General features: G+C 69.2%; 27 protein-coding genes and 1 tRNA gene. 6 read left to right on the forward strand and 22 right to left on the reverse strand.

Features of this window, described 5'->3' with window-relative positions:
* Positions 1-79 precede the first annotated feature (79 nt).
* Genes AC1RJ5_RS15710 through AC1RJ5_RS15730 form a run of 5 tightly spaced genes read right to left on the reverse strand, consistent with a single transcriptional unit; the run spans position 80 to position 6,117 of the window.
* Entirely contained in the window at positions 80-580 is a 501-nt protein-coding gene (locus AC1RJ5_RS15710; RefSeq protein WP_269573122.1) for a DUF2793 domain-containing protein, read from the reverse strand.
* On the reverse strand, positions 577-2,733 hold the full coding sequence (locus AC1RJ5_RS15715) for a GTA baseplate fiber-binding domain-containing protein (protein WP_493114263.1): 2,157 nt from the start codon (positions 2,731-2,733) through the stop codon (positions 577-579). The genes AC1RJ5_RS15710 and AC1RJ5_RS15715 overlap by 4 nt, the downstream gene beginning before the upstream one ends.
* Before the next feature lie 2 nt (positions 2,734-2,735).
* A complete protein-coding gene (locus tag AC1RJ5_RS15720; RefSeq protein WP_269573120.1) occupies positions 2,736-3,110 on the reverse strand; it encodes an NlpC/P60 family protein in 375 nt (124 codons plus the stop codon).
* Positions 3,107-3,910 (reverse strand): phage/gene transfer agent baseplate hub protein, encoded by an 804-nt coding sequence (locus AC1RJ5_RS15725; protein WP_493114265.1) that lies wholly within the window; start codon positions 3,908-3,910, stop codon positions 3,107-3,109. The genes AC1RJ5_RS15720 and AC1RJ5_RS15725 overlap by 4 nt, the downstream gene beginning before the upstream one ends.
* Before the next feature lie 41 nt (positions 3,911-3,951).
* Complete coding sequence (locus AC1RJ5_RS15730) at positions 3,952-6,117, reverse strand: DUF2460 domain-containing protein (RefSeq protein ID WP_493114267.1); 2,166 nt, start codon at positions 6,115-6,117, stop codon at positions 3,952-3,954.
* 124 nt (positions 6,118-6,241) lie between these two features.
* Between AC1RJ5_RS15730 and AC1RJ5_RS15735 the strand changes: the two genes are divergently transcribed.
* Together AC1RJ5_RS15735 and AC1RJ5_RS15740 are read left to right on the forward strand one after the other, a co-directional pair.
* Positions 6,242-6,727 (forward strand): hypothetical protein, encoded by a 486-nt coding sequence (locus AC1RJ5_RS15735; protein ID WP_493114269.1) that lies wholly within the window; start codon positions 6,242-6,244, stop codon positions 6,725-6,727.
* A 183-nt stretch (positions 6,728-6,910) separates the two neighbouring features.
* Entirely contained in the window at positions 6,911-7,732 is an 822-nt protein-coding gene (locus tag AC1RJ5_RS15740; protein ID WP_493114271.1) for a hypothetical protein, read from the forward strand.
* 97 nt (positions 7,733-7,829) lie between these two features.
* On the opposite strand, the gene AC1RJ5_RS15745 is transcribed toward AC1RJ5_RS15740, so the two are convergent.
* The 15 genes from AC1RJ5_RS15745 to AC1RJ5_RS15815 form a co-directional block, all read right to left on the reverse strand.
* Positions 7,830-8,411, reverse strand: coding sequence for a tail tape measure protein (locus tag AC1RJ5_RS15745; RefSeq protein WP_342248570.1), 582 nt, complete (start codon positions 8,409-8,411; stop codon positions 7,830-7,832).
* On the reverse strand, positions 8,404-8,595 hold the full coding sequence (locus tag AC1RJ5_RS15750) for a phage tail assembly chaperone (protein WP_342248569.1): 192 nt from the start codon (positions 8,593-8,595) through the stop codon (positions 8,404-8,406). The genes AC1RJ5_RS15745 and AC1RJ5_RS15750 overlap by 8 nt, the downstream gene beginning before the upstream one ends.
* Positions 8,595-8,906, reverse strand: coding sequence for a GTA-gp10 family protein (locus AC1RJ5_RS15755; RefSeq protein ID WP_342248568.1), 312 nt, complete (start codon positions 8,904-8,906; stop codon positions 8,595-8,597). Before AC1RJ5_RS15755 ends, AC1RJ5_RS15750 begins: the two co-directional genes overlap by 1 nt.
* On the reverse strand, positions 8,903-9,310 hold the full coding sequence (locus tag AC1RJ5_RS15760; RefSeq protein WP_342248567.1) for a phage major tail protein, TP901-1 family: 408 nt from the start codon (positions 9,308-9,310) through the stop codon (positions 8,903-8,905). The genes AC1RJ5_RS15755 and AC1RJ5_RS15760 overlap by 4 nt, the downstream gene beginning before the upstream one ends.
* A gap of 12 nt (positions 9,311-9,322) precedes the next feature.
* The gene (locus AC1RJ5_RS15765) at positions 9,323-9,712 is read right to left on the reverse strand and encodes a DUF3168 domain-containing protein (protein ID WP_493114275.1); all 390 of its coding nucleotides are present in this window, start codon (positions 9,710-9,712) and stop codon (positions 9,323-9,325) included.
* Positions 9,709-9,864, reverse strand: a complete 156-nt coding sequence (locus AC1RJ5_RS15770) for a hypothetical protein (protein ID WP_342248565.1) — start codon at positions 9,862-9,864, stop codon at positions 9,709-9,711. Before AC1RJ5_RS15770 ends, AC1RJ5_RS15765 begins: the two co-directional genes overlap by 4 nt.
* Entirely contained in the window at positions 9,861-10,343 is a 483-nt protein-coding gene (locus tag AC1RJ5_RS15775) for a head-tail connector protein (protein WP_493114277.1), read from the reverse strand. The genes AC1RJ5_RS15770 and AC1RJ5_RS15775 overlap by 4 nt, the downstream gene beginning before the upstream one ends.
* Positions 10,344-10,403: 60 nt before the next feature.
* The gene (locus tag AC1RJ5_RS15780) at positions 10,404-11,456 is read right to left on the reverse strand and encodes a phage major capsid protein (RefSeq protein WP_493114279.1); all 1,053 of its coding nucleotides are present in this window, start codon (positions 11,454-11,456) and stop codon (positions 10,404-10,406) included.
* A 72-nt stretch (positions 11,457-11,528) separates the two neighbouring features.
* Positions 11,529-11,897, reverse strand: a complete 369-nt coding sequence (locus AC1RJ5_RS15785; protein WP_342248563.1) for an HK97 family phage prohead protease — start codon at positions 11,895-11,897, stop codon at positions 11,529-11,531.
* Positions 11,894-12,202: a DUF6127 family protein gene (locus tag AC1RJ5_RS15790; protein ID WP_342248562.1), complete on the reverse strand. Its 309-nt coding sequence runs from the start codon at positions 12,200-12,202 to the stop codon at positions 11,894-11,896. Before AC1RJ5_RS15790 ends, AC1RJ5_RS15785 begins: the two co-directional genes overlap by 4 nt.
* On the reverse strand, positions 12,199-13,308 hold the full coding sequence (locus tag AC1RJ5_RS15795) for a phage portal protein (RefSeq protein WP_493114282.1): 1,110 nt from the start codon (positions 13,306-13,308) through the stop codon (positions 12,199-12,201). The genes AC1RJ5_RS15790 and AC1RJ5_RS15795 overlap by 4 nt, the downstream gene beginning before the upstream one ends.
* 105 nt (positions 13,309-13,413) lie before the next feature.
* Positions 13,414-13,725: an EF-hand domain-containing protein gene (locus AC1RJ5_RS15800; protein ID WP_493114284.1), complete on the reverse strand. Its 312-nt coding sequence runs from the start codon at positions 13,723-13,725 to the stop codon at positions 13,414-13,416.
* Between the two features lie 283 nt (positions 13,726-14,008).
* Positions 14,009-15,313: a DNA-packaging protein gene (locus AC1RJ5_RS15805; protein ID WP_493114287.1), complete on the reverse strand. Its 1,305-nt coding sequence runs from the start codon at positions 15,311-15,313 to the stop codon at positions 14,009-14,011.
* On the reverse strand, positions 15,303-15,770 hold the full coding sequence (locus AC1RJ5_RS15810; RefSeq protein WP_269573116.1) for a hypothetical protein: 468 nt from the start codon (positions 15,768-15,770) through the stop codon (positions 15,303-15,305). The genes AC1RJ5_RS15805 and AC1RJ5_RS15810 overlap by 11 nt, the downstream gene beginning before the upstream one ends.
* A gap of 294 nt (positions 15,771-16,064) precedes the next feature.
* Positions 16,065-16,835: a DUF1134 domain-containing protein gene (locus AC1RJ5_RS15815; protein WP_493114289.1), complete on the reverse strand. Its 771-nt coding sequence runs from the start codon at positions 16,833-16,835 to the stop codon at positions 16,065-16,067.
* A 155-nt stretch (positions 16,836-16,990) separates the two neighbouring features.
* Between AC1RJ5_RS15815 and AC1RJ5_RS15820 the strand changes: the two genes are divergently transcribed.
* The 4 genes from AC1RJ5_RS15820 (at position 16,991) to AC1RJ5_RS15835 (ending at position 20,265) form a co-directional block, all read left to right on the forward strand.
* Positions 16,991-17,080, forward strand: a tRNA-Ser gene (locus tag AC1RJ5_RS15820).
* A gap of 104 nt (positions 17,081-17,184) precedes the next feature.
* Entirely contained in the window at positions 17,185-17,982 is a 798-nt protein-coding gene (locus AC1RJ5_RS15825; RefSeq protein WP_184163970.1) for a FadR/GntR family transcriptional regulator, read from the forward strand.
* 131 nt (positions 17,983-18,113) lie between these two features.
* Positions 18,114-19,685 (forward strand): aldehyde dehydrogenase (NADP(+)), encoded by a 1,572-nt coding sequence (locus tag AC1RJ5_RS15830; RefSeq protein WP_493114292.1) that lies wholly within the window; start codon positions 18,114-18,116, stop codon positions 19,683-19,685.
* A gap of 136 nt (positions 19,686-19,821) precedes the next feature.
* Positions 19,822-20,265 carry a nuclear transport factor 2 family protein gene (locus AC1RJ5_RS15835; RefSeq protein ID WP_493114294.1) on the forward strand — a complete coding sequence of 148 codons (444 nt, stop codon included), beginning with the start codon at positions 19,822-19,824 and terminating at the stop codon, positions 20,263-20,265.
* A 22-nt stretch (positions 20,266-20,287) separates the two neighbouring features.
* Here the strand turns inward: AC1RJ5_RS15835 and AC1RJ5_RS15840 are convergent, their stop codons facing one another.
* Both AC1RJ5_RS15840 and AC1RJ5_RS15845 read right to left on the reverse strand, forming a co-directional pair.
* A complete protein-coding gene (locus AC1RJ5_RS15840; protein ID WP_493114296.1) occupies positions 20,288-20,755 on the reverse strand; it encodes a hypothetical protein in 468 nt (155 codons plus the stop codon).
* Between the two features lie 85 nt (positions 20,756-20,840).
* Positions 20,841-21,884: an aldose epimerase family protein gene (locus AC1RJ5_RS15845; RefSeq protein ID WP_493114710.1), complete on the reverse strand. Its 1,044-nt coding sequence runs from the start codon at positions 21,882-21,884 to the stop codon at positions 20,841-20,843.
* Positions 21,885-21,886: the final 2 nt, after the last annotated feature.

A 21,886-nucleotide genomic window follows, 5' to 3' on the forward strand; every position in this document is an offset into this window, starting at 1 on the left:
GACAGCGAAAAACTCAGTACCGAAACGAAAGTTTCTGCGCAAGCGCACAAATCCGGGGACTGTTGCAGGAACGTCACAGTCAGCCGGAATGGATCAGGCCATGCGCACGCAATGCAACGATCACCGCAGAAATTGCGGCCCGCGCTGGCGCATCAACCACCGTCCCGCCTTCTGGTTCCGCAATTTCCGGCATTTGCGCGCCGACCACCTGTTGCCCTTCGACGACAACCCGACCATGCGCTTCGCCCTGGTGCCATTCGCCGTCGCGGAACAGGGCGTATCCGGCACCGTGGCCAAGCCAGAGGCGCATGCCCTCGCGCGGAGTTGCGAAGCGCCAGCCACCCTCCGTCCAGCCGGCGACGTCACCCCCATGACCTGACCAGGCTCCCACCGGCGCGCCACCCACGATCCAGCACTGGCCGGGAGCGGGGGTTTCCGGTGCGATGTTCAGGTCCGTCCCTTCGGCCGCCGCCTGGACCAGCAGGTCGAGCCGGACAAGCGCTTCATTGTGATGGATTTCCTTCTGCGCCTGCCCGGCGTCGAGCAGCGGCAGGTCGAGTCGGCTGGTCATCTCGGTCATGCGGATTCTCCTTGATCGGGCAGGGTCAGCGTTGCGGGCGGGGAGGTTCCGGTGATGCCGAGCTGACGCACCTCGATTCTCGCCCCTCCTGCGATGGCGGCGGCCCCTAGTGTCATTTCGGGCGCCAGCGTCTCCACGGTCCATCCGATGCCGTTGTTCGGGATCAGGGTTACGCGGTAGCGCTCGCCGCCGGGCTCCGGAGCCAGGTCGCGCCCGTCCTCCCATCGCCAGTCCGACCGGCTGCGGCGCACCCAGGTCAGCCGGACCCCGCCGTTCGATAGCCTGCGGGCGAAGAGCTGAACGGGAGGGAGTGGCAGCAACGAGATGCCATTGATGGCAGCGAACGCCTGTGCGGCTTCGCCTACGTCTCCCGCGCCCTCGGCCAGCAGCCGCACCTCGGTGCCGATTGCGCCTAGCGGTACGTCGGTCATAGTGACTGTCCGGGCGTCGAGCAGCACGAAGCGGTTGCTCTCGACCTGGCTCCCGATCGCATTTTCGGTGCCACGCCGGCCGCGCCACAGGCCGGAAAGGCGCCATTGTCGTGCATCGAGCCGCTCGGCGCGCCTGAACTGGATCAGTTCGTCGCCCAGCATCGCGAGATTCGCTCCTGCGTCGAGCGCGATGTCATCCGCATGGTCGAGCAGCATTGCGGGATTGGCGAGTTCGACGACGACATGGTTTCTCCGGTCCTCGATCTGCGGCGCTGCGCGTCCGGGAGGCGTGCGGATCCGGCCGAGTACGGCGATGCCTTGCGTGCCGCCGATTTCCTGCCATGCCGTGCCGCCGTCGATGCTGAGCAGCAACGCCGCCCGGCGCCATCCCTCGGCTTCGCCGGCCGCGGCAATCGCGATTCTCGGGGTTGTTGCGGGCGCATCGTCGATCGGCGGGAGCTCGAACGCGTGCAGGATCGTACGTCCGATGGCCACGTCCCCGGCGCCGAGGGCGCGGCCTCCGCTGCCCGGCAGGGGGGCGACTTCGGGGGCCAGGGCAACACAGTCGAGGGACACCGACATGCCCTCGAACTTCCAACCATCGACACGCCAGATGCCCGGCGTGCCCGCGATACGCACCCGGCTGCCGGGCGAGACGGCAAGCGCTTCCCAGCCCAGATGCACCGTCCGGCGGGTGCGTTCTGTGTCCGCGCGGAGCAGCGCGGCCTCGGCCAGCGTCCGCGCGGTCCCGGCGTCTATCGCGGCGGGCAGCTCGATTCGCATGTCCCGGCTGGCTGGACCGGTACCGCCGGCGCGCTGCAGGCCGATCTGCCAGTCGCGGGCTGGGTCGTAATGGCTGAGGCTCAGCGTGCGCGGCACCCGGGTCGCCGAGGCGACGCTGCGGTTCCCGCGCCCGTGCCCGCCGACGCCGCTGTCCTCGATCGTGATCGCCTCGCCGGTGCCGCAGTGCAGCATCGGTCCCTCGCCGAACCAGCCGCCCGCAGCCTGGCCGAGCACTTCGACTATGCTGGCCAGGCTCGCGCCCTGCGCGGCGAAGCCTGCCAGGGCAACGCTCGGATCGGCCTGGTTCAGCGCGCCCAGGGCCACGGCGATGTCGCCGGCCGGCACCGGGGCCGCATCGGCCTCCACTTCGAAGCTGAGCGACGGGATGCGGTTCCCCCAGGGGCCGAGTTCGAGATCCTCGAACACGGCATAGGCGATACCGCGATGCGCCGGTGCCCGTCCGGCACCTTCCGCCGCCACGATCAGCGGATCGGCGGGCTGGTCCTCGCCGCCCAGGTGCAGCCGGAAGCCGGTGCGGGCCTTGAAGTCGCCGGCGGCGCCGCGCAGCAGCTGGCCGTCCGCCCAGATCCGTCCCACGCCCAGGATCGGCCGCGCCGAAAGCGCCACCGCCAGGCTGGCGGTGTAGCTGTAGGTCGTGGTGCTCGGGCGCCCCTTGCCGCCCGATTGCCGGTCGCGATGCTCGACCAGGTCGGTCGCCCAGATCACCGATCCGGCCACGCGCATCGTCCCGAAGAGCTTCGGGACCTGCGTGCCATAGGAGGAAGTCTGCACCTTGAGGTCGCTCAGCCGGGGTCCCTCGCGGCCCTTGGGCTTGAACAGGATCTCATGGTCGATGACGTTGCCGATCATCGATCCGATCGCCGCGCCCGCCGGACCGCCGATCAGTCCGCCGGCGACGGTGAGCACCAGGGTCGCCATTGTCAGTCCTCCGATTTTCGCCAGCGGCCGATCACCGGCCAGGGGAGCGGGTCGGGCCGCTCGACCACCCGGCGCAGCATCGCGTCGGCATGGATCAGCCCGGTCCCGCTATCGATGCCGAGGTGCAGCTGCCCCGGCCCGCTCGCGAGCAGTACCAGGTCGCCGGGTTGCCGCGCTTCGGTCATGACCAGCCCAAGCGACGCCGCCACCCTGGACACCCGTGCCCGGTCGTCGCTCCGCATCGCATAGCCAGCGGGTATCGCGGCGCCATATGCCCAGCCCGCCAGCCCGACACAGTCGAGCCCCTCGCGTGTCCGGCCCCGCGGCCGGAAGCGCACGCCGATCATCGCGCGGGCACGCGCAAGCACCGCGCTCATCCGCCCGGATAGCGGGTCAGCAGGTCGATGCCGGGCAGATAGGGCTCGCCCCGGAAGTTGACCGCATTGCCGAACCGCTCCGCGCAGGTCGCCAGGCGCCGGTCGCACCCCTCGACGAGCAGCACGCGTCCCGGCGCGTCGAAGCGCGGCGGCCGGCGCAGGGTCAGCGTCGTACCGGCGGAGCCGAGGATCGCGTCCTCCAGCCCCGAATTGGCGCCGCTGATCCAGCGCAGCCGCCCCTGGGCATAGCCATTGGCCACCGGCTCCCCGGTATCGAGGGTCACCACATTGTCGGCGATCGCCGTCACTCGGGCGAAGCGCCGGCGCCCCGCCATTGCCACCCGGCATCTTTTGTCGCCCAGCTCGGCCCGGCATTCGGGCGAGGTCTCCTCGACCACGGGCCGCTCGAGTGCTGCCATCGCCCCGCGCAGCTCGGCGGTGAGCACGCCGCCGCGCGTCTCGAGCCCGCCGATCGTCCCTTCGCCCAGCGCCACCTGCCGGGCCGGATCGGTCCAGTCACAGGCGAAGATCGCCACCCGCGCGCCGTCCCAGCGCCCGGCGAGCAGGTCCGCCTCGCCGATCGCCTCGCTGGTCAATGCACCGGTCACGTCCATGCTCGCCGGATCGAGCCCGGCCCCCCGCGTGATCGCGCTCGGCACCATGCCGGGTGCCGCCCGGTGGACCAGCCCGTCCCATTCGATGTCCCGGTCATGCGCGGTCAGCCCGATCGTCACCCCGTCGCGCCGTTCGATCCGCCAGCACAGCGCCAGCGTGGTGAGCGCTTCCGCCAGCCAGCTCATTCGCGGATCTCCACCAGCGGCACCGAGGCGAGCGCCCCGGCCTAGAAGGTCGCGCGGCTCACGCGCAGATGATCCTCGGCGAAGCGCACCGGCACGTCGAAGATAAAGGTCGCACTCACGGCAACGTCCTCGGCCGGCGCCAGGCCGAGTGTCACCACGCCGCCTTCCCCCAGCACGAAGTCCTCGGTCTCCATGCCGTCGATCATCACCTGCAGCGTCGCCGCCACCGGCCGGGTGATCCGCCGAACCACGCTTCCATAGGTCCGCACCAGCGGGAAGCGCTGGTTGGTGCCGTCCCCAAAGCCGATCAGCTCGTCCACCGCCACGCAGTCGAACGGATCGCGCAGCCGGAAGCCGCGTGCCGGCCCCATCCGCGCCCGGAAAAAGGCGAGCAGTTCCATGATGTCCGTCTCGGAGCGCAGCCCCGGCCCGACATCATAGCGGGTCCGCGCCTCCGCCCATTCGGCATTGCGCCTCTCGCGCCCGCCCGCGCTGGTCACGATCGAAGTCGAGACCTCGGGGGCCACTTCCGCTTCGCGGCCCAGCGCGAGCGGAAACAGCACGTCGTCGAACGCATCCATTGCTTCCTCCGTTTCGAAATGCACGAAGCCGTCGCGCAGCACCTGGGGGAGCGCCCAGACATAGGTCTGGGCCACCCCGCGCCGCCGCGCCCGTCCGGCCGCCGCCGCGACATTGGGCCATTGCCGGCGATCCTCGTGCCGCAGCACGAAGCCTGCCAGATAATGCTGATCCTCCGCCGGATAGCCGAGCCGCGCCTCGATCGCGGCGATCCCGCGCGCGCTCGCCGCCACATTGCCGGCCGCCGCCCAGTCATAATCCTCGAGCTGCAGCACATTGAAGGCAGGCCGGGCCCAGCCGATCGGCACATTGGCCTTGGGCTGAACCAGCGCGGTCGGTGCATAGACCAGCAGCAGCGTCTCCGCGTCCGCCGCCACCTCGCGCACCGCATCGCGCAGCGCCAGCGTCGATGCCGCCAGCAGCGCGCCGGCCGCTTCCTCGATGTCGCTTGCCCCGGCCAGCGCCGCCTGCGTCGCCGCATCATGGATGCACAGGCTCCCATCGGGCAGCGTCCACCACCAGGGCTCGCCGATCTGGAAGCGCACGCGCAGCCCGGCCGCCTGCGCGATCCCGGCAAACTCCCGCGCCACCGCCTGCAGATAGGCCATCGCGCCGCCATGCGCCGGCGAGAGCAGGGTCGAAGGCGGCTCCCATCCGGTCAGCGCCGGCGAACCATCCGCTGCGCGCTGCTTCCAGTCGCCCCAGCAATGCTGGTCGAGCAGTTCATAGGAAAGCGACAGGATTAGTTCGTAGCCCAGCGCCCTGGCCCGCGCCGCAAAATCGGCATGCCAGGCCCGGCAGGCGACATTCAGCGCGGTCGCGCCAAGGCTCGCATAATGGCCGCCCGAACTCGCCTCGAGCCGGAAATAATGGCTCATCCCGACATAGTGCAGGATCGTCCCGCGCCAGCCGAGCTGGACGATGTTGCGCAGCAGCCGCTCGGGCGTCAGGTGGTAATTGTCGTCATAGCCGTTGGCGATGCTGAGACCATGCTCGGGCACGATCACGTCGCCAGCCGCCAGCACCGCGCCCGATCCCTCACAGGCGATGTCGCTCAGCTCAGCCCATCCCTCGGCCGGCACTGCAAGATCGGCGTCCGCGCCGCTATAGCCCGGCGCGACCAGTGATACGAACATCCGGTCGACATCGCCGGCCCAGACCGGATCTGCCTCGTCGGGCAACAGATAGCCGCCCTGCACGCTGGCGAAGTCGATCGAGACCAAGGCGTCTTCGCCCGACCCTTCGGCATAGTTCCACAGCCGAACATACCAGGCGCGCGGCGCGCCCGCGGCATCGCGTCCCTCGATCGTCAGCACCGGTCCGTGCACGCCATCGAGCGGCTTCACGCCCGACGAGCGCCAGCGAAAGCGAAGCCGGCAGGCGCGGAAGTCGCGTGCCGTCTCGTAGCGCAGCAGAGGATGGTCGTGCCGGTCCTCGGCTTCCCAGATCAGCCCGGCCAGGTCGTCCTGGCGGTAGAAGACCGCGTCCACCCGCAGCGCATCGGGCGCGGTGGTGATGACCGATGCCATCATCGGCCGCGGGAAATTGACCGTCCAGTACGCGGGATCGAAGCGCGAGAGCACGCCCTCGGCCTGCCCGCGGCGCGCATCGGCGAGCCACCAGCCCATCTTGTTACTCCCGATCTTGAGTTGTGCCCCTCCACAGAGGTGGCCGGCATTCGCGGGTGCCGGAGCGAAATCGCGGGCTTGCGCCAGCTTGGATTGGCGCTGGCCCGCTGATAGGTTTGCGCCGATGGATTTCCGCACCCTTTTCCGTTCGCCTCAGGTGCGTGCGATCTATTTGTCGTCGTCGCCGCTTCTCGCGTTCGGCGCGGGGCAGCTCCCGTTGATCGGCGGCAGCTATCGGAACGCCATCGGAGACAGCACTTTGGGCTTCCGCATCGAGGGCGATCACTACAAGCTGTCGGGGGGCGCATGGCCCGAGACCGTGGCGCTCATCCCTGTCGTCGGCCGTGCCGATGGCTTTGTCTTCCAGCAATCCGATGGCATGGGAACCGCATTTTATGGTGCCCTGCGGCTTCAGCGGTGGGAGCCCGGTTTCGCCTTGTTCTCGCCCGAGAAACTGCCTCGGGATGCGCTTCGCGCGGCCCGGCGGAACGGGGCAGTGCAGCAAGCTGCGGGCTGTGTTTTCGCGACGCCGGCCGCTTTGCTTTCCGCGCTGGTTCCTCTGGCGTTCGGCGCACCGGAGCGATGCTGGGACGTCTATCACCCGGCCTGAAGCTGGAGCCAGCCGTCAACGCGGCGGGTGACGCTCGGTTCGATGCCTCCGCTTGCCATCAATAGCCCGCAACTACAGCATAATGGTGCATTTTTCGGAGCGTCCGTCTTGCCCGGCGGCCGCTGGCTGCGCCACTGACGATGGCGGGCGCGTAGCTGCCCCGAACAAACCATGAGGTGTCGAATGCTTGCCGAACTGCTTCTCGCCCTGTCGCAGGTCGTTCCCTCGGAAGACATCGTGGTTTCGGGCCGGTCGTCGGAAGATGCCGCGCGCCGCTATGTCGAGAATGTCGCGCCGGTCGTCCCCTTCGATGCGCCGTTCGCGCGCTTCTACGATCCCGTCTGTGTCGGTGTCGCCGGCCTGCCGACCGAGGCTAACCGGGTTGTCGCCGATCGCGTCGGTGAAATCGCGCGCTCCGTGAAGCTTCGGGTCGGCGATCAGGGATGTACGCCGAATCTGCTCGTGCTTTTCGTGTCCGACGGCAAGGCCGCGGTCGGCAAGCTCAAGCACGCCAATGCCCAGGGCGCCAACAGCCAGAGCCTCACCGATCTGCGCCGGATCGCCGCGGAACCGGGGGCCGCCCGCGCCTGGATCGAAGTGGAGACGCGCAGCCGCGACGGAGACCGCCCGCGCTACACGCCGGGCTCCGCGCCTGACCTGCGCCTCTCGACCTCGAGCCGGCTCTCCGCATTGACCCGACGGGACATATTGAGCGCGACCGTGCTGATCGATCGCGACGCGATGGCGGACCGCGATCTCCGTCAAGCCGCCGACTATGCCGCGATGCGCGCGCTGAGCGGCGCCCGCCTGCGCGAGGCGGCTGGCCAGAACTCGATCCTCTCGGCCTTCACGCCCGATGGCGACGATGCCGCACCCACTGCGCTGACCGCCAATGATCGCGGCTTCCTCGAGGGCCTTTGTTCCGGAAACGGGAACGCCTTCTCGATGATGAAGAAGCAGGCGATCGTCCGGAGCATGGTGCGCGAGAAGGATACCGCGCCTTAGGTCCTATATTCGGTTCCCCGGCGAAGGCCGGGGGCCAGTCTCGGCCGACTGTCGATGGCGCGGGAACCTCTCGAACGGCATCGCTATCGGATACGCCCTAGTCCACTCCCGCCAACGCCGCCCGCACCGCCCGCGCCACCTGGCGGCTCGATTGCGCCAGCGCGCGCGGCGCCACATCCGCAGCCGCATTCACGGTGATCGCCACCCGCACGTCGCGCCCACCGCCGCCCGCCGGCACCGCGACGCTCCCCGCGCTCGCCGGCACGAACAGTTCCGGCCCGCGCTCGCCCACCCAATAGGGCCGGCCGGGGCTCACGGGTCCGCCGGTCGCCCGGCCCGGCGATCCGAACAGCGACATCACCAGGCTGGTCAGCGCGGAAAGCCCGCCATCGCCCGATCCGCCACTGCCGCCGCCGGCGATCGAGGCGATGCCGTCGCGCAGTGCCGCGCGGGCGATCTCGTCCATCACGCTCAGTGCGACGCGCTTCAGATCCTCGAAGCCGAACTTGCCGGTGCGTACGGCGCGCAGCAGGGCGTTTTCGATCGCCCGCCCGGCGCGTTCGGCGCCGGCGCCCATCGGCCCTTCCAGCCCGCTCCGCATTTCCTCGACATCGCGGGCAAAGGCGCGGGTATCCGCACGCACGCTGACGATCAGCCGCTCGATCTCTTCCTCATCCATCGGGAAATTGCTCCTTGAGCCGCGTCATCATGGCGGTGTCGGGTGGCAGCTCGGCCTCGCCGCGGATCGCATCGAGCAGCGCGCCCAGCTCGGCCGGGGTTGCCGCCCAGAAATCATCCGGCTTCCATCCGAACATCGCGCCCGCCGCGCCGGCCAGTCGCCGGGCATTGTCCGCGAACCGCATCAGCGCCCGGCCAGGATCTGCCCGATCAGCATGCGCAGCGCGGGGGTCAGCGCCTTGAGCCCCGCCGCCGCCAGCGCTTCGCCGAACGCCGCCCGGTCGATCGCCGGCGGTTCGCGCAGGCAATGCCAGAACAGCCCGGCAATCTCGGCAATGCCCAGCCGGCCCGAAGCCGCGCGCTCGACCAGTTCGAACAGCGGCCCGATCTCGGCTTCCGCCGCCACCAGCGCCTGGAAGCTCGGCCGCAGAACATGGGTGACGCCGTCCAGCACGAGTGCCGCCTCGCCCCGTTCGGGGTTCGCCGCCGCGCTCATGCCGACACCACCGGCCCGGAGCTTTCCAGGCTCAGCGTGTAGCTGCGCTCGCCGTTGAAATCCCCGGCATAGTCGAGCCGCGTCACCAGGAAGCGCCCGGTCATCGTCTCGCCGCTCTCGAAGCTCAGCCGATAGTCATCGATCGCGCCCGAGAGCGCATTGGCCTTGAGCCGTGCTTCCGCGATCGATCCGGTGAACACCCCGGCGCCCGATACGCTCACCGATCGGACGCCCGCGCCGGACAGCAGCTCGCGCCACCCGCCGCTGTCCTTGCTGGTGATCGCCACCATCTCGCCGTTCACGCTCAGCTGCGTGGTGCGCAGCCCCGCCACGGTGGCGTACACCACCGGCGTCGCGCCGTTCCCCACCTTGAGCAGGAACGCGCTGCCCTTTTCTGCCGCCATGTCTCTCTCCTGTCAGAGTTCGCTGCGGAGCATCCGCACGCGAAATTCGCTCACCGATTGCCAGCGCGAGTCCCCGTCACGGGATATCCGCGAGCGCAGCAGCACCAGGCTGGCGATCGCCCAGCCCTGGCCGATGCCGCGGGGCATCGCCGCGATCCGGTCCTCGACTTCGCCGGCCAGCGCGCGCAACCGGGCAGGGCGCTCGCCCGCGTCGAACAAGGTGATCGCGAACCGCCCCTCGCGCCCGGCCATGTCCTTGGTGCCCCAGTCGGTCAGCCAGGCTTCCTCGACCAGCGCATAGGGCCGCGCGGCGCGCACCGGCGGCGCGTCGAACACTGCCGTCACCTCGAGCCCGGCCAGCGCCTCGACCAGCGCCACCTGCAGCACTTGCTGCACGCTCATTTGAGCAGCCCTCCGATCCAGCGCAGCCGCGCGCGCAGCCCGCGCCCCTCGATCGCGATGCCGTCGTCGCGCAGCTCGACCCGCGCATCGGGCACCGCGGTGCGCACCGCTTCGGCGACCCGATCGATCGCCCGCCGCACCGCGTTCCTCATGCCGCCAGCCGCACGCGGCGATAGGGCCGCCACAGCGCGCTCACCGCCGCCGGCGGCGCCATGTCGCGCTCGCGATGGTCGAACAGGTGGGCGATCAGCAGCACCACGCCGGTCGCGATGGGCGGCGGCAGGTCGCCCCAACCCGCCGCCGTCCCCGCACGATAGGCGACGCTCTGCCGCCCGCGCGTGCGCACCCAGCCCACGCCCTGGGTGTCGATGTCGATCGCCACGTCGATCCCGGCATCGATCGCGGTCACCGGCAGCGCGGCGAGCGCCTGCCAGCGGTTCCTGGTATCCACGGTCTCGCCGAAGTCGCGCGCGATCAGCGCGGTGCCGGTGAAGCGCTCGGCCAGCGCCAGCGCGGTACCGGCCAGCGCCTCGATCAGCGCGTCCTCGCCGTCGCCCGCGATCCGCAGATGCGCGCGGGCAGCGTCGCGCGCGGCACCGATCACCGCGCCCGGAAAAGGCGGAAACTCCATCTCGCTCTCCGCATGTGAAAGGGGTGGGGCCGCCCTCCCCGGCGCGGCCCCGGGGAAGGATCAGGCCGCGAATTTCAGCAGCTTGATCGCTTCCGAATTGCTCACCATCCCGCCGACGCGCTTGGTCGCGTAGAAATGGACGAACGGCTTGTTCGAATAGGGATCGCGCAGGATCTGCGTCTCGCCGCGCTCGGCGATCAGGTATCCCGCCTGGAAGTTGCCGAAGGCGATCGACAGGCTGTTCGCCGCGATGTCGGGCATGTCCTCGGCCTCGACCACCGGATATCCCAGCAAGGTCGCCGGCTGCCCCGCCGCCAGCCCCGGCTGCCACAGCAGCGCGCCGTCGCTCGTCCGGAACTTGCGCACCCGGGCGAGCGTCGCCGAATTCATCACCCAGCTCGCCCCCTGGCGGTACGGCGCGCGCAGCGCCTGGACCAGGTCGATCAGCTTCTCCTCGGGATTGGCCGCGAAGCCGCCCGCCGCGCCGCTCACCAGATATTGCAGCGTCCCGAACGCCCGCACGCCGTCGCCGGTTGCCGCATTGGGCGACGCCAGGAAGCCGCGCGGCTTGTTGACGCCATTGCCGCCGACAAACGCCGCACCCTCCGCCGCCGCGAACTCGCGCGCGATCTCGTCGCTGAGCCAGCTCTCGACATCGAACGCCGCGTCGTCGAGCATCGCCTGGCTCGCCGCCGGATTGGCATAGAGGTCGCCCATCGGCGGCGCGACTTCGTTGAACACCGGCGTGTCGGTCTCGTCGCGCGCCGCGGTCTCCGCCGCCCAGCCGCTCTCGAACCCGCCGCTCGCCACCAGCTTGCGGTAGCCGCTTGAGCCCACCCGCACCACGCTGGCGATGCTCCGGATCGGCGACACCGCCTTCAGCGTCGCATCGATCCGCGCATCGAGCTCGTCGGGCACCGCATAGCCGCCCGCGACATCGCTCGCCCCGCTCATCGCCTTGGCCTCGAGCCCGCCGCCCGAGCGCAGGAAGCTCTCGAACGCGCTCCCGCCGATCGGCCGCGCGCCTTCCAGCATCGGCCGCTCCGGCGGCAGCCCGCTGCGTTCCACTGCCTCGAAGCTCGCCTCGAGCGCATCCGCCTTCACTTCGATCATGCCCGTCTCCCGTCCACGCCAAAAGCCCGGACGGGAGCATCCCGCCGGGTCAGAAAATCCCATTTCGAAAGGTCAATCCAGCGCGTGCACCCGCGCCAGCGGCTGCATCGGGCTTGCCACCAGGCTCACTTCGACCAGGTCGAGCGACGTGATCTCGCGCACGTTGCCGCGCCGCGCTTCCTTCACCCGATATCCGAACGAAAGCCCGGTCACCGCGCCCGCGCGCAGGCGTTCGGCCAGCGCGCCTTCGGCCACTCGCCCGATCACGCGCAGCCCGCGCGCATCCTCGCCGATCGTCTCGATCTCGCCGACCGGCGCCCCGGCATGCTGCCAGAGCAGCGGCACCCGCCGCGCGCCCGCAAAGGCGCCCCTGCGCACGACATCGCCCCCGCGATCCACCGCGTCGAACACCGCGGCGTATCCCGCGAAGCGCACGGTCATTTCAGCCACCCGGGGAAACCGAGCTTCACCGCCAGCCCGACCAGCAGCAACGCCGCCGCCATCCGCCCGGCCCATTGGAACGCCGCCTTCAACGCCGAGCGCTTGGCGTCGCGCCATGCCCCCAGCAGCTCGCGCAGCTCGCCCATGTCCTTGGCCGCGCCGGCATCGGCCAGCCCCAGCCGGGTCAGCGCCCGCTGCGCCCCCAGCTCGCCCGCTTCCTCGGCGATCGCGCGCAGGGTCACCAGCCCGGCACCCTCCGCTTCGGCCTGCCCGATCAGCTGGGCCAGCATCTCACCGTTACTCATTTCACACCTATCATTTCACGCTTCTCGTCATCGCTGAGGAAGGGCGCGGCGCCGACCTGCGCCCAGAGCCGCTCGCGGTCCTCGGCCAGCGCGGTCAGCGCATCGAGGTCCACCGCCAGGCTCGCCCCCGGGAACCAGCCGACCAGCCCCTCGGCGATCCCGCTCAGTATCTTGTCGGCCAGCGGCAGGATCGCGAGCCGCCACAAGGCACGATTGGCCTCGCGATAATTCGCGTACGCCGCATCCCCCGGCAGCCCGAGCAGCATCGCCGGCACGCCGAACGCCAGCGCGATATCCCGCGCCGCCGCGGCCTTGAGCCCGACGAAATCCATGTCCGCCGGGGTCAGGCTCATCGCCTGCCATTTCAGCCCGCCCTCGAGCAGCATCGGCCGTCCGGCATTGGCGGCGCCGGCGAACCCTTCCTCCATCTCGCGCTTCAGCCGGGTGAACTGGTCGGCCGGCATCGCGCTGCCGTCGCCCGGATCATGGACCAGCGCGCCCGAAGGTCGCGCCGCATTGTCGAGCAGCGCCTTGTTCCAGCGCGCCGCTTCATTGTGGATCGCGACGGCACCTGAAGCCGCGCCCAGGCAGCCCAGGCCATAATGATCGTCGATCGGCGAGAAATTGCGCAGGTGGATCACCGCCGGCCGCCCGCCGCCATCCTCGGCCGCCAGCCGCGCCACCCGCTCGCCCACCTTGTAGCGATAGGCGACCGGCCAGCCCCGCGCATCGGGCTCCACGCTCACTCGCTCGGGGCGCAGCGCATAGAGCTCGCGCACCGCGCCGCCGTCATCGGCCAGCACCTGGACATAGCCATTGCCGTGCAGCAGCAGCTGCGCCGCCAGCGTCTCGATCAGCGGCTGGCCGCCGCTGCGCGCCGTCACCAGCGCGAGCAGCGCCGGATCGCTGGCCTTCAACGCCGCGCTGCCCGCGCCCTCGGCGACCAGCTTCACCGCCCGCTGCGCCACCGGATTGTGGCAATAGGCGTCGCGCACCTGCGCTTCGTAGCTGCGCGGCCATTCGCCCATGCTGCCGGCGAAGCTGCCCGCGCGCGACAAAGCCGGCCGCGCGCCTTCGCGCACGGACTTTCGCCCGAACCATTTCATGCGTTGCTCCTGAAACTCGAGGGTCTGCTGGTTTGAAACGGAAGCGGCGAAGACGGACCTCTAAAATCCTCCCCCGGAGGGGGAGGAGTGATTAATGGCCGAGCCCTAACCCCCGCACCCACCAACCGCCCCCACCTCACCGGCGCTCAGCTTCCCGTCGCGGTCGCAATCCCGCGTCCAGTATCCCGCCGCCAGCCCGGCGCGCGCGGCATCGATCGCCGGCCCGCTTCCCGGCACCGCGGCCGAGACCATCGCGCCAACCTCCGCCCGGTCCAGCCCGCCATCGCGGTCCGCATCGAAGCGCGCCACCAGCGCCGCGCTTCCCGCATCCAGCGCGGCCCGCCCGATCGCGCACCCGCACAGCATCAGCATCCCGGCAAGCGCAGCCGCCCGCCGGGCCCGGATCGGTCCCGTCATCGCTTTTCTCCTGATTGAAACTCCCCTCCCTGCAAGGGAGGGGCCGGGGGTGGGTGGGTGCCTGGCGATACTGCAGCTGGACGCAATGCCTCGCCGTATCGCGGGCAGGGACCCACCCCCCATCCCCTCCCTTGCAGGGAGGAGAGATTTCATGACCTCGCTTATTCTTCCGTCATCCCCGCGCAGGCTGGAATCCAGGGCCCAGCAGGACAAACCCTCGATCCCACCCGCACGGGGATGACGCTGGGCGAGCTTGCCCGCCCAACTTCAAAAGCCCCACTCTTCACAAAACCCGGATCGCCGCCTTGCCCCTGCGCCCGAGCATCAGCTCGTGCAGCGCCCAGACCAGCGCGTCCGCGCGGTCCGGCGATCGGCCGGGGCCTTCATAGCCGCCGCCCATCACCAGCCCGCACAATTCGTCCTCCAGCGCCGGGAAGGCGCCGGCGTGCCGCACCTTGCCGCCTTCGTAGAGCAGGCTCACCGGCTCGGCGCGTGCCGCCTTGCCCTGGCTGGCATGCACCAGGGTCACCGGCAAATTGCTGTCGGCGCCGAGCAGCACGGCCTTCACCATCGCGCCGCCCTGGTTCTTCTCCGCCACTATCCGATCGGCATCGTGCCGCGCGGCACAGGCCGCCACCGCATGCGCCCAGCGCTCGGGCGATACCCCGTGCACGCTCGCATCCTCGAGCACATAGGCCTTGCCGTCGCGTCCCAGCGCCGCCGCCACGATCCCGCAGCTGTCGCCGCCGATCCCTGCCGGCGGATCGACGCCGATGATCCGGCGTACCAGCTCGGGCATTGCGTCCGCCCGGCAGGCATCGAGCAGGTCGCGCGTCCACAGCGCGCCTTCCACCTGGTCGAGCATCTCGCCGTCCAGCTCCTGCCGGCCGAGCCTGCTGCCCGCATATTGCGCGGTCATCGCCTCGACGAAGCTTGCCGGCAGCCACGGATTGTCGCGCGTCTTGCCCAGGGTTTCGTGCACGCCGGGCAGCGCCATCACCATCCGCATCAGCTTGTCCGGGCGCGGAGTGGTGGTCACCACGATCTGCGGCATCTCGCCCACGCGCAGCGTCATCGCCAGATTGTCCCAGGCCGCCTGGCCGCCGCGCCCCCATTTGGCGAGCTCGTCGCACCAGGCGAAATGATGCTCGGGGCCGCGCAGGCTGTCGGGTGCCGCAGCCGAATAGACCTGGGCCTGCGCTCCGTTCGCAAAGCGCAGCGCGCCGGTGGTCCGGTGCCACACCAGTTCCTCATCCTCGCGGGCGCTGGCAAGCAGGCCGCCTTCGCCTTCCACCATCACCCGCTGCACATCGGCTTCATTGGCGCCGACCAGCGCGATCCGCGCACCGGGATGCGCGCGCGCCCGGGCCAGCACCCATTCGGCGCCCGCGCGGGTCTTGCCGAAGCCGCGCCCGGCGCGGATCAGCCAGATCCGCCAGTCGCCTCCGGGCTCGCATTGCCCGCGATGCGCCCATTGCCACCAGCGCTCGACATATTCGCGCTTCTGCGGGGCGCTCAGCGCGCGGATCGCATCGGCCCGCTTGTCGGGCGGATAGGTGAGCAGCCGCTCGAACGCGTCATTGGCCATCCTGCTTCTCCGCGCGCTCCGCGGCTTCGCGGGCCCGGGCGCGATCGATCGCGTCGAGCTTCCGCATGATGGCCGCATCGGTATCCTCGGGCCGCGCCCGCTTGAGCGGCGGGCCGCCCTTCCATTTGCCCTTCAGGCTGTTGCGATGCAGGCCGAGCAGGCGGATCGCCTCCTGCACATCGATCTCGCGCCCGTCGGCGCAAGCGATCGTCCTGCCGCCGCCGGCCAGGATATGGCCGAGCAGCTCGGTCTCCAGCATGTCATAGCCAAGCGCCAGCGCCTTGCGCCATTCCTCGGCGAATTCCTCGTCCTTGCGCCGCAGGTGATAGACGCTCGGCGGCGTCACCCCGGCGACATCGGCCGAGGCGCGGACATTGGCGGTGCCCGCGAGGTGATCGAGGAATGCTTCGCGCTTGGTCTTGGACCAGCGCACCCAGTGCCGTCGCTTCTTCTCCACGGCGCCTCTCCCGAAAAAGAAAAGGGCCGGATGGCGTTGCCGCCCCGGCCCGACTCGCAATTCTTCAGCGTTCCCGTTTTGTGCCATATCAGCGTGACGATGTCAAGCAAAAAGTGCCTATATGGTTCGTTGAAATGTGCGATTTCCGGTTCGCGGGAGGGGAATCCAAGGGAATGGCGGGTTCAGCGGCTCTCCGGCGAAAGCCGGGGCCCAGGGTTTCTGCCGGATCGCTCGTGACCCTGGGCCCCGGCTTTCGCCGGGGAACCGGAAGGGCTGAATCTCGGGGCGCAGACCTCAGAAGGGCAGCCAGCGCGCCTTTTCGCTGAACTTCATATAGCCGGCGTTGACGCCCAGCCGCCAGCCGACGCCCAGGCGCACCGGGATCAGCACCACGTCGCCGCGGCGCATATAGGAGGCGGAGAGGCCGCCGACGAAATAGGCGCGGCCCTCGCCCTGGGGGAAGCGCTTGTAGAGGTCCTGGGTGTCGTAGAGGTTGTAGACCAGCACGAACACCTTGTTGGCGTCGCCGCCCAGGTCGAAGCCGATCGACGGGCCGGTCCAGTAGACTTTCCGCTGGCCCTCGACCTTGTGGAACAGCATGCCCGAACCATATCGCAGGCCGACGCCGATCGCGCCCGAGGCTTCGCTGCCGGCGATATAGCCATTGGGCTGGCCCTGGTCCTTGAGGATGTCCTCGATCAGCTTGGCCAGGCCCGATGCGCCCTTGCCGAACACGCCCTCGGCGGCGCCGACCAGCTCGTCCTGCTGGTAGGTGGTGGCCTGGTCGCGCGAGGTGCCGCCCTGCTGGGCGGAGGGGGCGGGCTGCTGCTGCTGGCCGGCCGGGCCCTGCTGCTGGGGATAGGGATCCTGCGGCGGCGGGGCGGGCACGTCCTGCTGCTGCGCCGGCCGGTTGTACGGGTCCTGCGCGGGCGGGGGCGTGTTGATGTCCGAATCGATCGCGGTGTTGGGATCGATCGTGGTCATCTGCTGCTGGGCGGCGGCGGGCATGGCCGTCATCGCGAATGCGGCCGTCGCAGCCATCAACACCAGTGCACGAACGTTCATCGCGGAATTACCCCAGCTCATCAGATTGGCCCTTTTGTAGGGGGCGGGGCTGTCGCGGCAATGAACGAGCGGCAAATTGAGTCGATTTCACGTCAAGCTGGGCGTTGATTGCTGCGAAACCCGTCGCTATAGGCCCTGCCTTCGAGCCGTTATCCGGAGACGTGGGTGAGTGGCTGAAACCAACGCTTTGCTAAAGCGTCATACGGGAAACCGTATCGAGGGTTCGAATCCCTCCGTCTCCGCCACCTTGGTAATGTGCTGATATTACTTATATTTTTAATGTGATGCCGGCCCGGCCCGCCCGATTCGCAGGTCTTGGCAGCCGCCGCCAAAGCGCTTAGGCAGGGATATGCCCAGCTGGCAGCCCAAAGCGTCGATCCCGCGCACAGAGAAAAAATCCCGCACCCGCAAGCCGCGGCCCCGTTCGCTGCGTCTGCACGGCACCGTCGCGCGCACCCTCGGCATCCGGATCGTCTCCGGCCAGATCACGCCGGGCGAGATCCTCGAGGGCGAAATCGCAGCGAGCGAGCAGTTCAAGGTCTCCCGCACCGCCTATCGCGAGGCGATCCGCATTCTCGCGGCGAAGGGGCTGGTGCACTCCCGTCCCAAGATCGGCACCCAGGTCAGCCCGCGCCGCGAATGGCATCTGCTCGATCCCGACGTGCTCAGCTGGATCTTCGCCGGCGAGCCCGACGATTCGCTGATCGAGAGCCTGTTCGAGTTGCGCCGAATCGTCGAGCCCGACGCCGCCCGCCTTGCCGCGCTGCGCCGCACGCCCGAGCAGCTCGCCCGCATGCAGGAAGGGTTGGCGGGGGTCGGCAGGCATGGATTCGATTCGGAGGAGGGGCGCTGCTGCGATGAGGCCTTTCATTCGGCATTACTCGAGGCTTCCGGCAATGATTTCATCATGTCGCTCACCAGCGGGGTCGCTGCCGCGATCGAGCTGACAACGGCGTTCAAGCAACAGCACCTTCCCGCCCCGCACGACGCGCTGCCCGTCCACCTCGCAGTGCTCGAGGCGATCGAGGCGCAGGACGCGGACCGGGCGCATGACGCGATGGCCCGGCTGGTCGAGCGCGGCTTCCAGGATACGATGGAAGCGCGCGATCCCGCCAACAACGCCGTCGGCCGTCGTCGCGCCTGCTGAACGCGACAGCTTTTCTATCGCCCGCCGCAACAACCGTGCTGACAAGCGCATTTGCATTTTGCCATAGCGCTGCCTAAGTCCCGCGCGAGCGATGTTACCGCTAACTTAATTCGAAAGACAGGAGAGCAGGCATGGCGCTGACCGGCGATTTGTTCATTGCATCGAAGCGCGTTCACCGCGACGGACCGGGCTTCCAGGCCGTCGCCGCGTCGACCGGCGCGCCGCTGGAGCCGAGCTTCAGCATGGCGACCAAGGAAGACGTCGAAGCCGCGACTGCCGCCGCCGAGGCTGCTTTCCCGATCTATTCCAACCTGCCGCGCGAGAAGCGTGCCGAGTTCCTTGAGGCGATCGCTGAGGAGATCGATGCGCTGGGCGAGACGCTCACTGAGCGCGCCATGCAGGAGAGCGGCCTGCCGCATGCCCGCCTCACCGGCGAGCGCGGCCGGACCTCGGGCCAGCTGCGCCTGTTCGCCAAGGAACTGCGCCTCGGCGAATATCTGCGCGCGCGCATCGACCACGCCATTCCGGATCGCCAGCCCGCCCCCAAGCCGGACCTGCGCCTGCGCATGATCCCGGTCGGCCCGGTCGTGGTGTTCGGCGCGTCCAACTTCCCGCTCGCCTTCTCGGTTGCCGGGGGCGACACCGCCTCGGCGCTCGCCGCGGGCTGCCCGGTGATCGTGAAGGGTCATTCGGCGCATCCCGGCACCTCGGAACTGGTCGCCGGCGCGATCGAGCGTGCGGTCTCGCGGACCGGCATGCCCGAGGGCGTGTTCTCGCTGATCAACGGCGCGGGCAACGAAGTCGGCTCGGCGCTGGTCAGCCACCCGGTCGTCAAGGCGGTGGGCTTCACCGGCTCGCGCGGCGGCGGCACGGCGCTGATGAAGCTTGCCGCGAGCCGCCCGGTGCCGATCCCGGTCTATGCCGAGATGAGCAGCATCAACCCGGTCTTCCTGCTCCCCGCCGCGCTCGAGTCGCGCGCCGAGGCGCTGGGCAAGGCCTATATCGGCAGCCTGACCATGGGTGCCGGCCAGTTCTGCACCAATCCGGGCCTGGTCCTCGCGCTGGAGAGCCCCGCGCTCGATCGCTTCCTCGCCGCTGCGACCGAGGCGGTTTCCGGCGCGGCAGCACAGACCATGCTCACCCCGGGCATCCTCAAGGCCTATGAGCAGGGTGTTGCCCGCTGGGCCGCCGCGCCGGGGCTGAACCAGGTCGCGCAGGGCCAGGAAGGCTCGGCGAGCTGCGGCCGCGCCGCGCTGTTCACGATGACCGGCGCGGACTTCATCGCCGATCCGAGCCATGCCGAGGAAGTCTTCGGTGCCGCTTCGCTGCTGGTGCGCTGCGCGACGATCGAGGAGCTGCTCAAGGTCGTGTCGCTGCTCGAGGGCCAGCTCACCGCGACGCTGCACCTCGACGATGCCGATACGGAAGTCGCAGCCAAGCTGCTGCCGCTGCTCGAGCGGCTCGCCGGGCGCATCCTCGCCAATGGCTGGCCGACGGGTGTCGAAGTGACCGACGCGCAGGTCCATGGTGGCCCGTTCCCGTCGACGGCGGATGGTCGCAGCACTTCGGTCGGCACGCTGGCGATCGACCGCTTCCTGCGCCCGGTTGCCTATCAGGACCTGCCGGCGGCATTGCTGCCAGCGGACCTGCGCGACGGCGACGCGGGCATCCCGCGCCGCATCGACGGCAAGCCGACCCTGTAAGGGCCCACTTTCCCTCCCTTCCAGGGGGAGGGGAGTATTGGTTGTTCGTCCCGCCTGCGCGACGTTCGGCCCGGGCCGGGTGCATGCCCGGTCATCGGATGCTAGCATGGGGATCTTCCTGCAACGGAGGGTCTCCATGCGTTTCCTGCTTATCGCCACCGCTCTCAGTTTCGCCGCCCTGCCTGCCCATGCGCAGGAAAAGGACGAGGCGGGCGCCCGCGCCGCGGTGAACCACTATCTCGCCGGCCATGCGACCGGCAGCGCGGCCGAATTCTCCGCCGCATTCCATCCCAAGGCGATGCTCTACTGGAACCGCGACGGCGCCTTTGCCGAGCGGACTCTCGCCGACTTCATCGCCGCCGCCGCGACGGGCAAGCCCGCCGCAGACGAGGCCCAGCGCAAGCGCTCGATCGAGAGCCTCGACGTCACCGGCAATGTCGGCATGGCCAAGGTGGTGCTCGACTACCCGGCCGTGCGCTTTGTCGATTATCTCTCGCTGGTGAAGGCCGATGGCGAGTGGCGGATCGTCAACAAGATCTTCCAGGCCGAGCGCAAGGCGAACCGGGGCGTGAGCCCGTAAACGACCGCTTTTGCATGACGGGTTAGGAAGCCGTTGTTTTCCAGCAGGCCTCAAGTTGCTTGAGAGATGTATCGACCCAGGCCGCAAGCGGCGTGCCTATGTTCGAACTAATCGTCAGCTTGCCCATGTTATCCGAGGACGGCGCCGTGAGCGAATAGCCCGTGCCATCCAGCGTGAGCGCCGTGGAATTGTCTTCCAGACCATAGGGTGCCGGTGACGGCACTTGAATTTTCCGCATGGAGGCGATGACGGACCTGACGGCAGGGCATGTAGCGCTGTCGGCCCACGCGATTTCCGGTACCGCGTTGAGCGAATTTTTGGTGCGACGAAGGATGTATCGGAATTCCGCGTCCGTGCCCCGGTCCCCGGTCGCGATGTCGATAGTTTCGCTGATATGATTGAGTGCCCCGGTTCGACTGAACTGCGCCCATTGTCGAGGCAGTTCAGACAGAGCAGGGTCGTTCATAGAAGCAAGCAAGACCGCGAGCATAATAGTCTCCCGAGCATCGGCTTCCGAAATTTACACGCTATTCTTGCAGCCGCAACTGGGGTGTTTATTGCCGGTGCTGCCTTTATCAGTCCATGACCTGACCAAAGGCCTGCTCGACACTTTCCGCCGTTCGGAAGCGGAAGGCGATGTCGTGGCGGTAAGACTCGCCCGGATCGAGCCGGGCCGACGGGAATTCCGGCCGGTTAGGGCTGTCGGGGAATTTCTGCGGCTCGAGGCACAGCCCCTGGCGCGTGACATAGGTTTTCCCGCTTGTGCCCGGCGCGCCGCCTGCCAGATGGTTGCCCGAATAGAATTGCAGCCCGGGCTCGCCGGAATGGAGGTCGAGCACCCGGCCCGAGCCCGGATCGAACAACGTGGCGACGCAGCGCGGAGCACCGTCGATCACGAAATTATGGTCATAGCCATGGCCGAGCCTCAGCTGCGCATCGTCCGCGCCAATCCGCTCGCCGACCCGCCGCGGGGCGCGGAAATCGAAGGGTGTGCCGGTCACTTCCGCGAATGCCCCTGTGGGGATCAGTCCCGGGCCGACCGGCGTGGTGCGGCTGGAGGAAATCCGTAGCAGGTGATCGAGGATCGTCGCGCCGCTCGCCTCGCCGGCCAGGTTGAAATAGGCGTGGTGGGTGAGGTTCACGACAGTAGGCGCGTCGGTGGTCGCGCTCAGCGCGATGGCGAGCCCGTCCTCCTCGATCGTGTAGCGCGCTTCCACCGCCAGCGTGCCGGGAAAGCCGTTATGCCCGGCCGGGCTGACATGCCGGAAGGTGACCGACTCCGTCGATCGCGCGGTGATCTTCCAGATCTGCTGGTCGAGCCCGAGCGGCCCGGAATGAAGGCTGTTCGCCCCGTCATTCGCGGTGATGCGGTACTCGACGCCGTCGAGCGTGAAGCGCGCGCCGCCGATCCGGTTGGCGTAGCGCCCGGCAACCGCGCCATAGAAGCGGGGCTGCCCGCGATAGTTTTCGAGTTTCGCGAAACCGAGCACCACATTCGCCGGATTGCCGTGCCGATCGGGCACCTCCAGCATGCGCAGCGAAGCGCCGAGCGTCAGCAGCTCGGCGCGAAACCGGCCGCGGGCGATCGCGACCGTCTCGATCGGAGCGCCCGCGACCATCG

Source organism: Sphingomonas sp. GW822-FHT03G08 (assembly GCF_058801135.1).

What these genes read in the sequence shown, in the direction of transcription:
- AC1RJ5_RS15710 (WP_269573122.1), bottom strand. Translation starts at nt 580, where the DNA reads ATGACCGAGATGACCAGCCGACTCGACCTGCCGCTGCTCGACGCCGGG.
- AC1RJ5_RS15720 (WP_269573120.1), bottom strand. Translation starts at nt 3,110, where the DNA reads ATGAGCGCGGTGCTTGCGCGTGCCCGCGCGATGATCGGCGTGCGCTTC.
- AC1RJ5_RS15775 (WP_493114277.1), bottom strand. Translation starts at nt 10,343, where the DNA reads ATGGAGTTTCCGCCTTTTCCGGGCGCGGTGATCGGTGCCGCGCGCGAC.
- AC1RJ5_RS15735 (WP_493114269.1), top strand. Translation starts at nt 6,242, where the DNA reads ATGGATTTCCGCACCCTTTTCCGTTCGCCTCAGGTGCGTGCGATCTAT.
- AC1RJ5_RS15805 (WP_493114287.1), bottom strand. Translation starts at nt 15,313, where the DNA reads ATGGCCAATGACGCGTTCGAGCGGCTGCTCACCTATCCGCCCGACAAG.
- AC1RJ5_RS15835 (WP_493114294.1), top strand. Translation starts at nt 19,822, where the DNA reads ATGCGTTTCCTGCTTATCGCCACCGCTCTCAGTTTCGCCGCCCTGCCT.
- AC1RJ5_RS15815 (WP_493114289.1), bottom strand. Translation starts at nt 16,835, where the DNA reads ATGAACGTTCGTGCACTGGTGTTGATGGCTGCGACGGCCGCATTCGCG.
- AC1RJ5_RS15715 (WP_493114263.1), bottom strand. Translation starts at nt 2,733, where the DNA reads ATGGCGACCCTGGTGCTCACCGTCGCCGGCGGACTGATCGGCGGTCCG.
- AC1RJ5_RS15785 (WP_342248563.1), bottom strand. Translation starts at nt 11,897, where the DNA reads ATGACCGTGCGCTTCGCGGGATACGCCGCGGTGTTCGACGCGGTGGAT.
- AC1RJ5_RS15760 (WP_342248567.1), bottom strand. Translation starts at nt 9,310, where the DNA reads ATGGCGGCAGAAAAGGGCAGCGCGTTCCTGCTCAAGGTGGGGAACGGC.
- AC1RJ5_RS15780 (WP_493114279.1), bottom strand. Translation starts at nt 11,456, where the DNA reads ATGATCGAAGTGAAGGCGGATGCGCTCGAGGCGAGCTTCGAGGCAGTG.
- AC1RJ5_RS15765 (WP_493114275.1), bottom strand. Translation starts at nt 9,712, where the DNA reads ATGAGCGTGCAGCAAGTGCTGCAGGTGGCGCTGGTCGAGGCGCTGGCC.
- AC1RJ5_RS15730 (WP_493114267.1), bottom strand. Translation starts at nt 6,117, where the DNA reads ATGGGCTGGTGGCTCGCCGATGCGCGCCGCGGGCAGGCCGAGGGCGTG.
- AC1RJ5_RS15800 (WP_493114284.1), bottom strand. Translation starts at nt 13,725, where the DNA reads ATGACGGGACCGATCCGGGCCCGGCGGGCGGCTGCGCTTGCCGGGATG.
- AC1RJ5_RS15740 (WP_493114271.1), top strand. Translation starts at nt 6,911, where the DNA reads ATGCTTGCCGAACTGCTTCTCGCCCTGTCGCAGGTCGTTCCCTCGGAA.
- AC1RJ5_RS15790 (WP_342248562.1), bottom strand. Translation starts at nt 12,202, where the DNA reads ATGAGTAACGGTGAGATGCTGGCCCAGCTGATCGGGCAGGCCGAAGCG.
- AC1RJ5_RS15725 (WP_493114265.1), bottom strand. Translation starts at nt 3,910, where the DNA reads ATGAGCTGGCTGGCGGAAGCGCTCACCACGCTGGCGCTGTGCTGGCGG.
- AC1RJ5_RS15830 (WP_493114292.1), top strand. Translation starts at nt 18,114, where the DNA reads ATGGCGCTGACCGGCGATTTGTTCATTGCATCGAAGCGCGTTCACCGC.
- AC1RJ5_RS15845 (WP_493114710.1), bottom strand. Translation starts at nt 21,884, where the DNA reads ATGGTCGCGGGCGCTCCGATCGAGACGGTCGCGATCGCCCGCGGCCGG.
- AC1RJ5_RS15840 (WP_493114296.1), bottom strand. Translation starts at nt 20,755, where the DNA reads ATGCTCGCGGTCTTGCTTGCTTCTATGAACGACCCTGCTCTGTCTGAA.
- AC1RJ5_RS15770 (WP_342248565.1), bottom strand. Translation starts at nt 9,864, where the DNA reads ATGAGGAACGCGGTGCGGCGGGCGATCGATCGGGTCGCCGAAGCGGTG.
- AC1RJ5_RS15750 (WP_342248569.1), bottom strand. Translation starts at nt 8,595, where the DNA reads ATGCGGTTCGCGGACAATGCCCGGCGACTGGCCGGCGCGGCGGGCGCG.
- AC1RJ5_RS15825 (WP_184163970.1), top strand. Translation starts at nt 17,185, where the DNA reads ATGCCCAGCTGGCAGCCCAAAGCGTCGATCCCGCGCACAGAGAAAAAA.
- AC1RJ5_RS15795 (WP_493114282.1), bottom strand. Translation starts at nt 13,308, where the DNA reads ATGAAATGGTTCGGGCGAAAGTCCGTGCGCGAAGGCGCGCGGCCGGCT.
- AC1RJ5_RS15745 (WP_342248570.1), bottom strand. Translation starts at nt 8,411, where the DNA reads ATGGATGAGGAAGAGATCGAGCGGCTGATCGTCAGCGTGCGTGCGGAT.
- AC1RJ5_RS15755 (WP_342248568.1), bottom strand. Translation starts at nt 8,906, where the DNA reads ATGAGCGCGGCGGCGAACCCCGAACGGGGCGAGGCGGCACTCGTGCTG.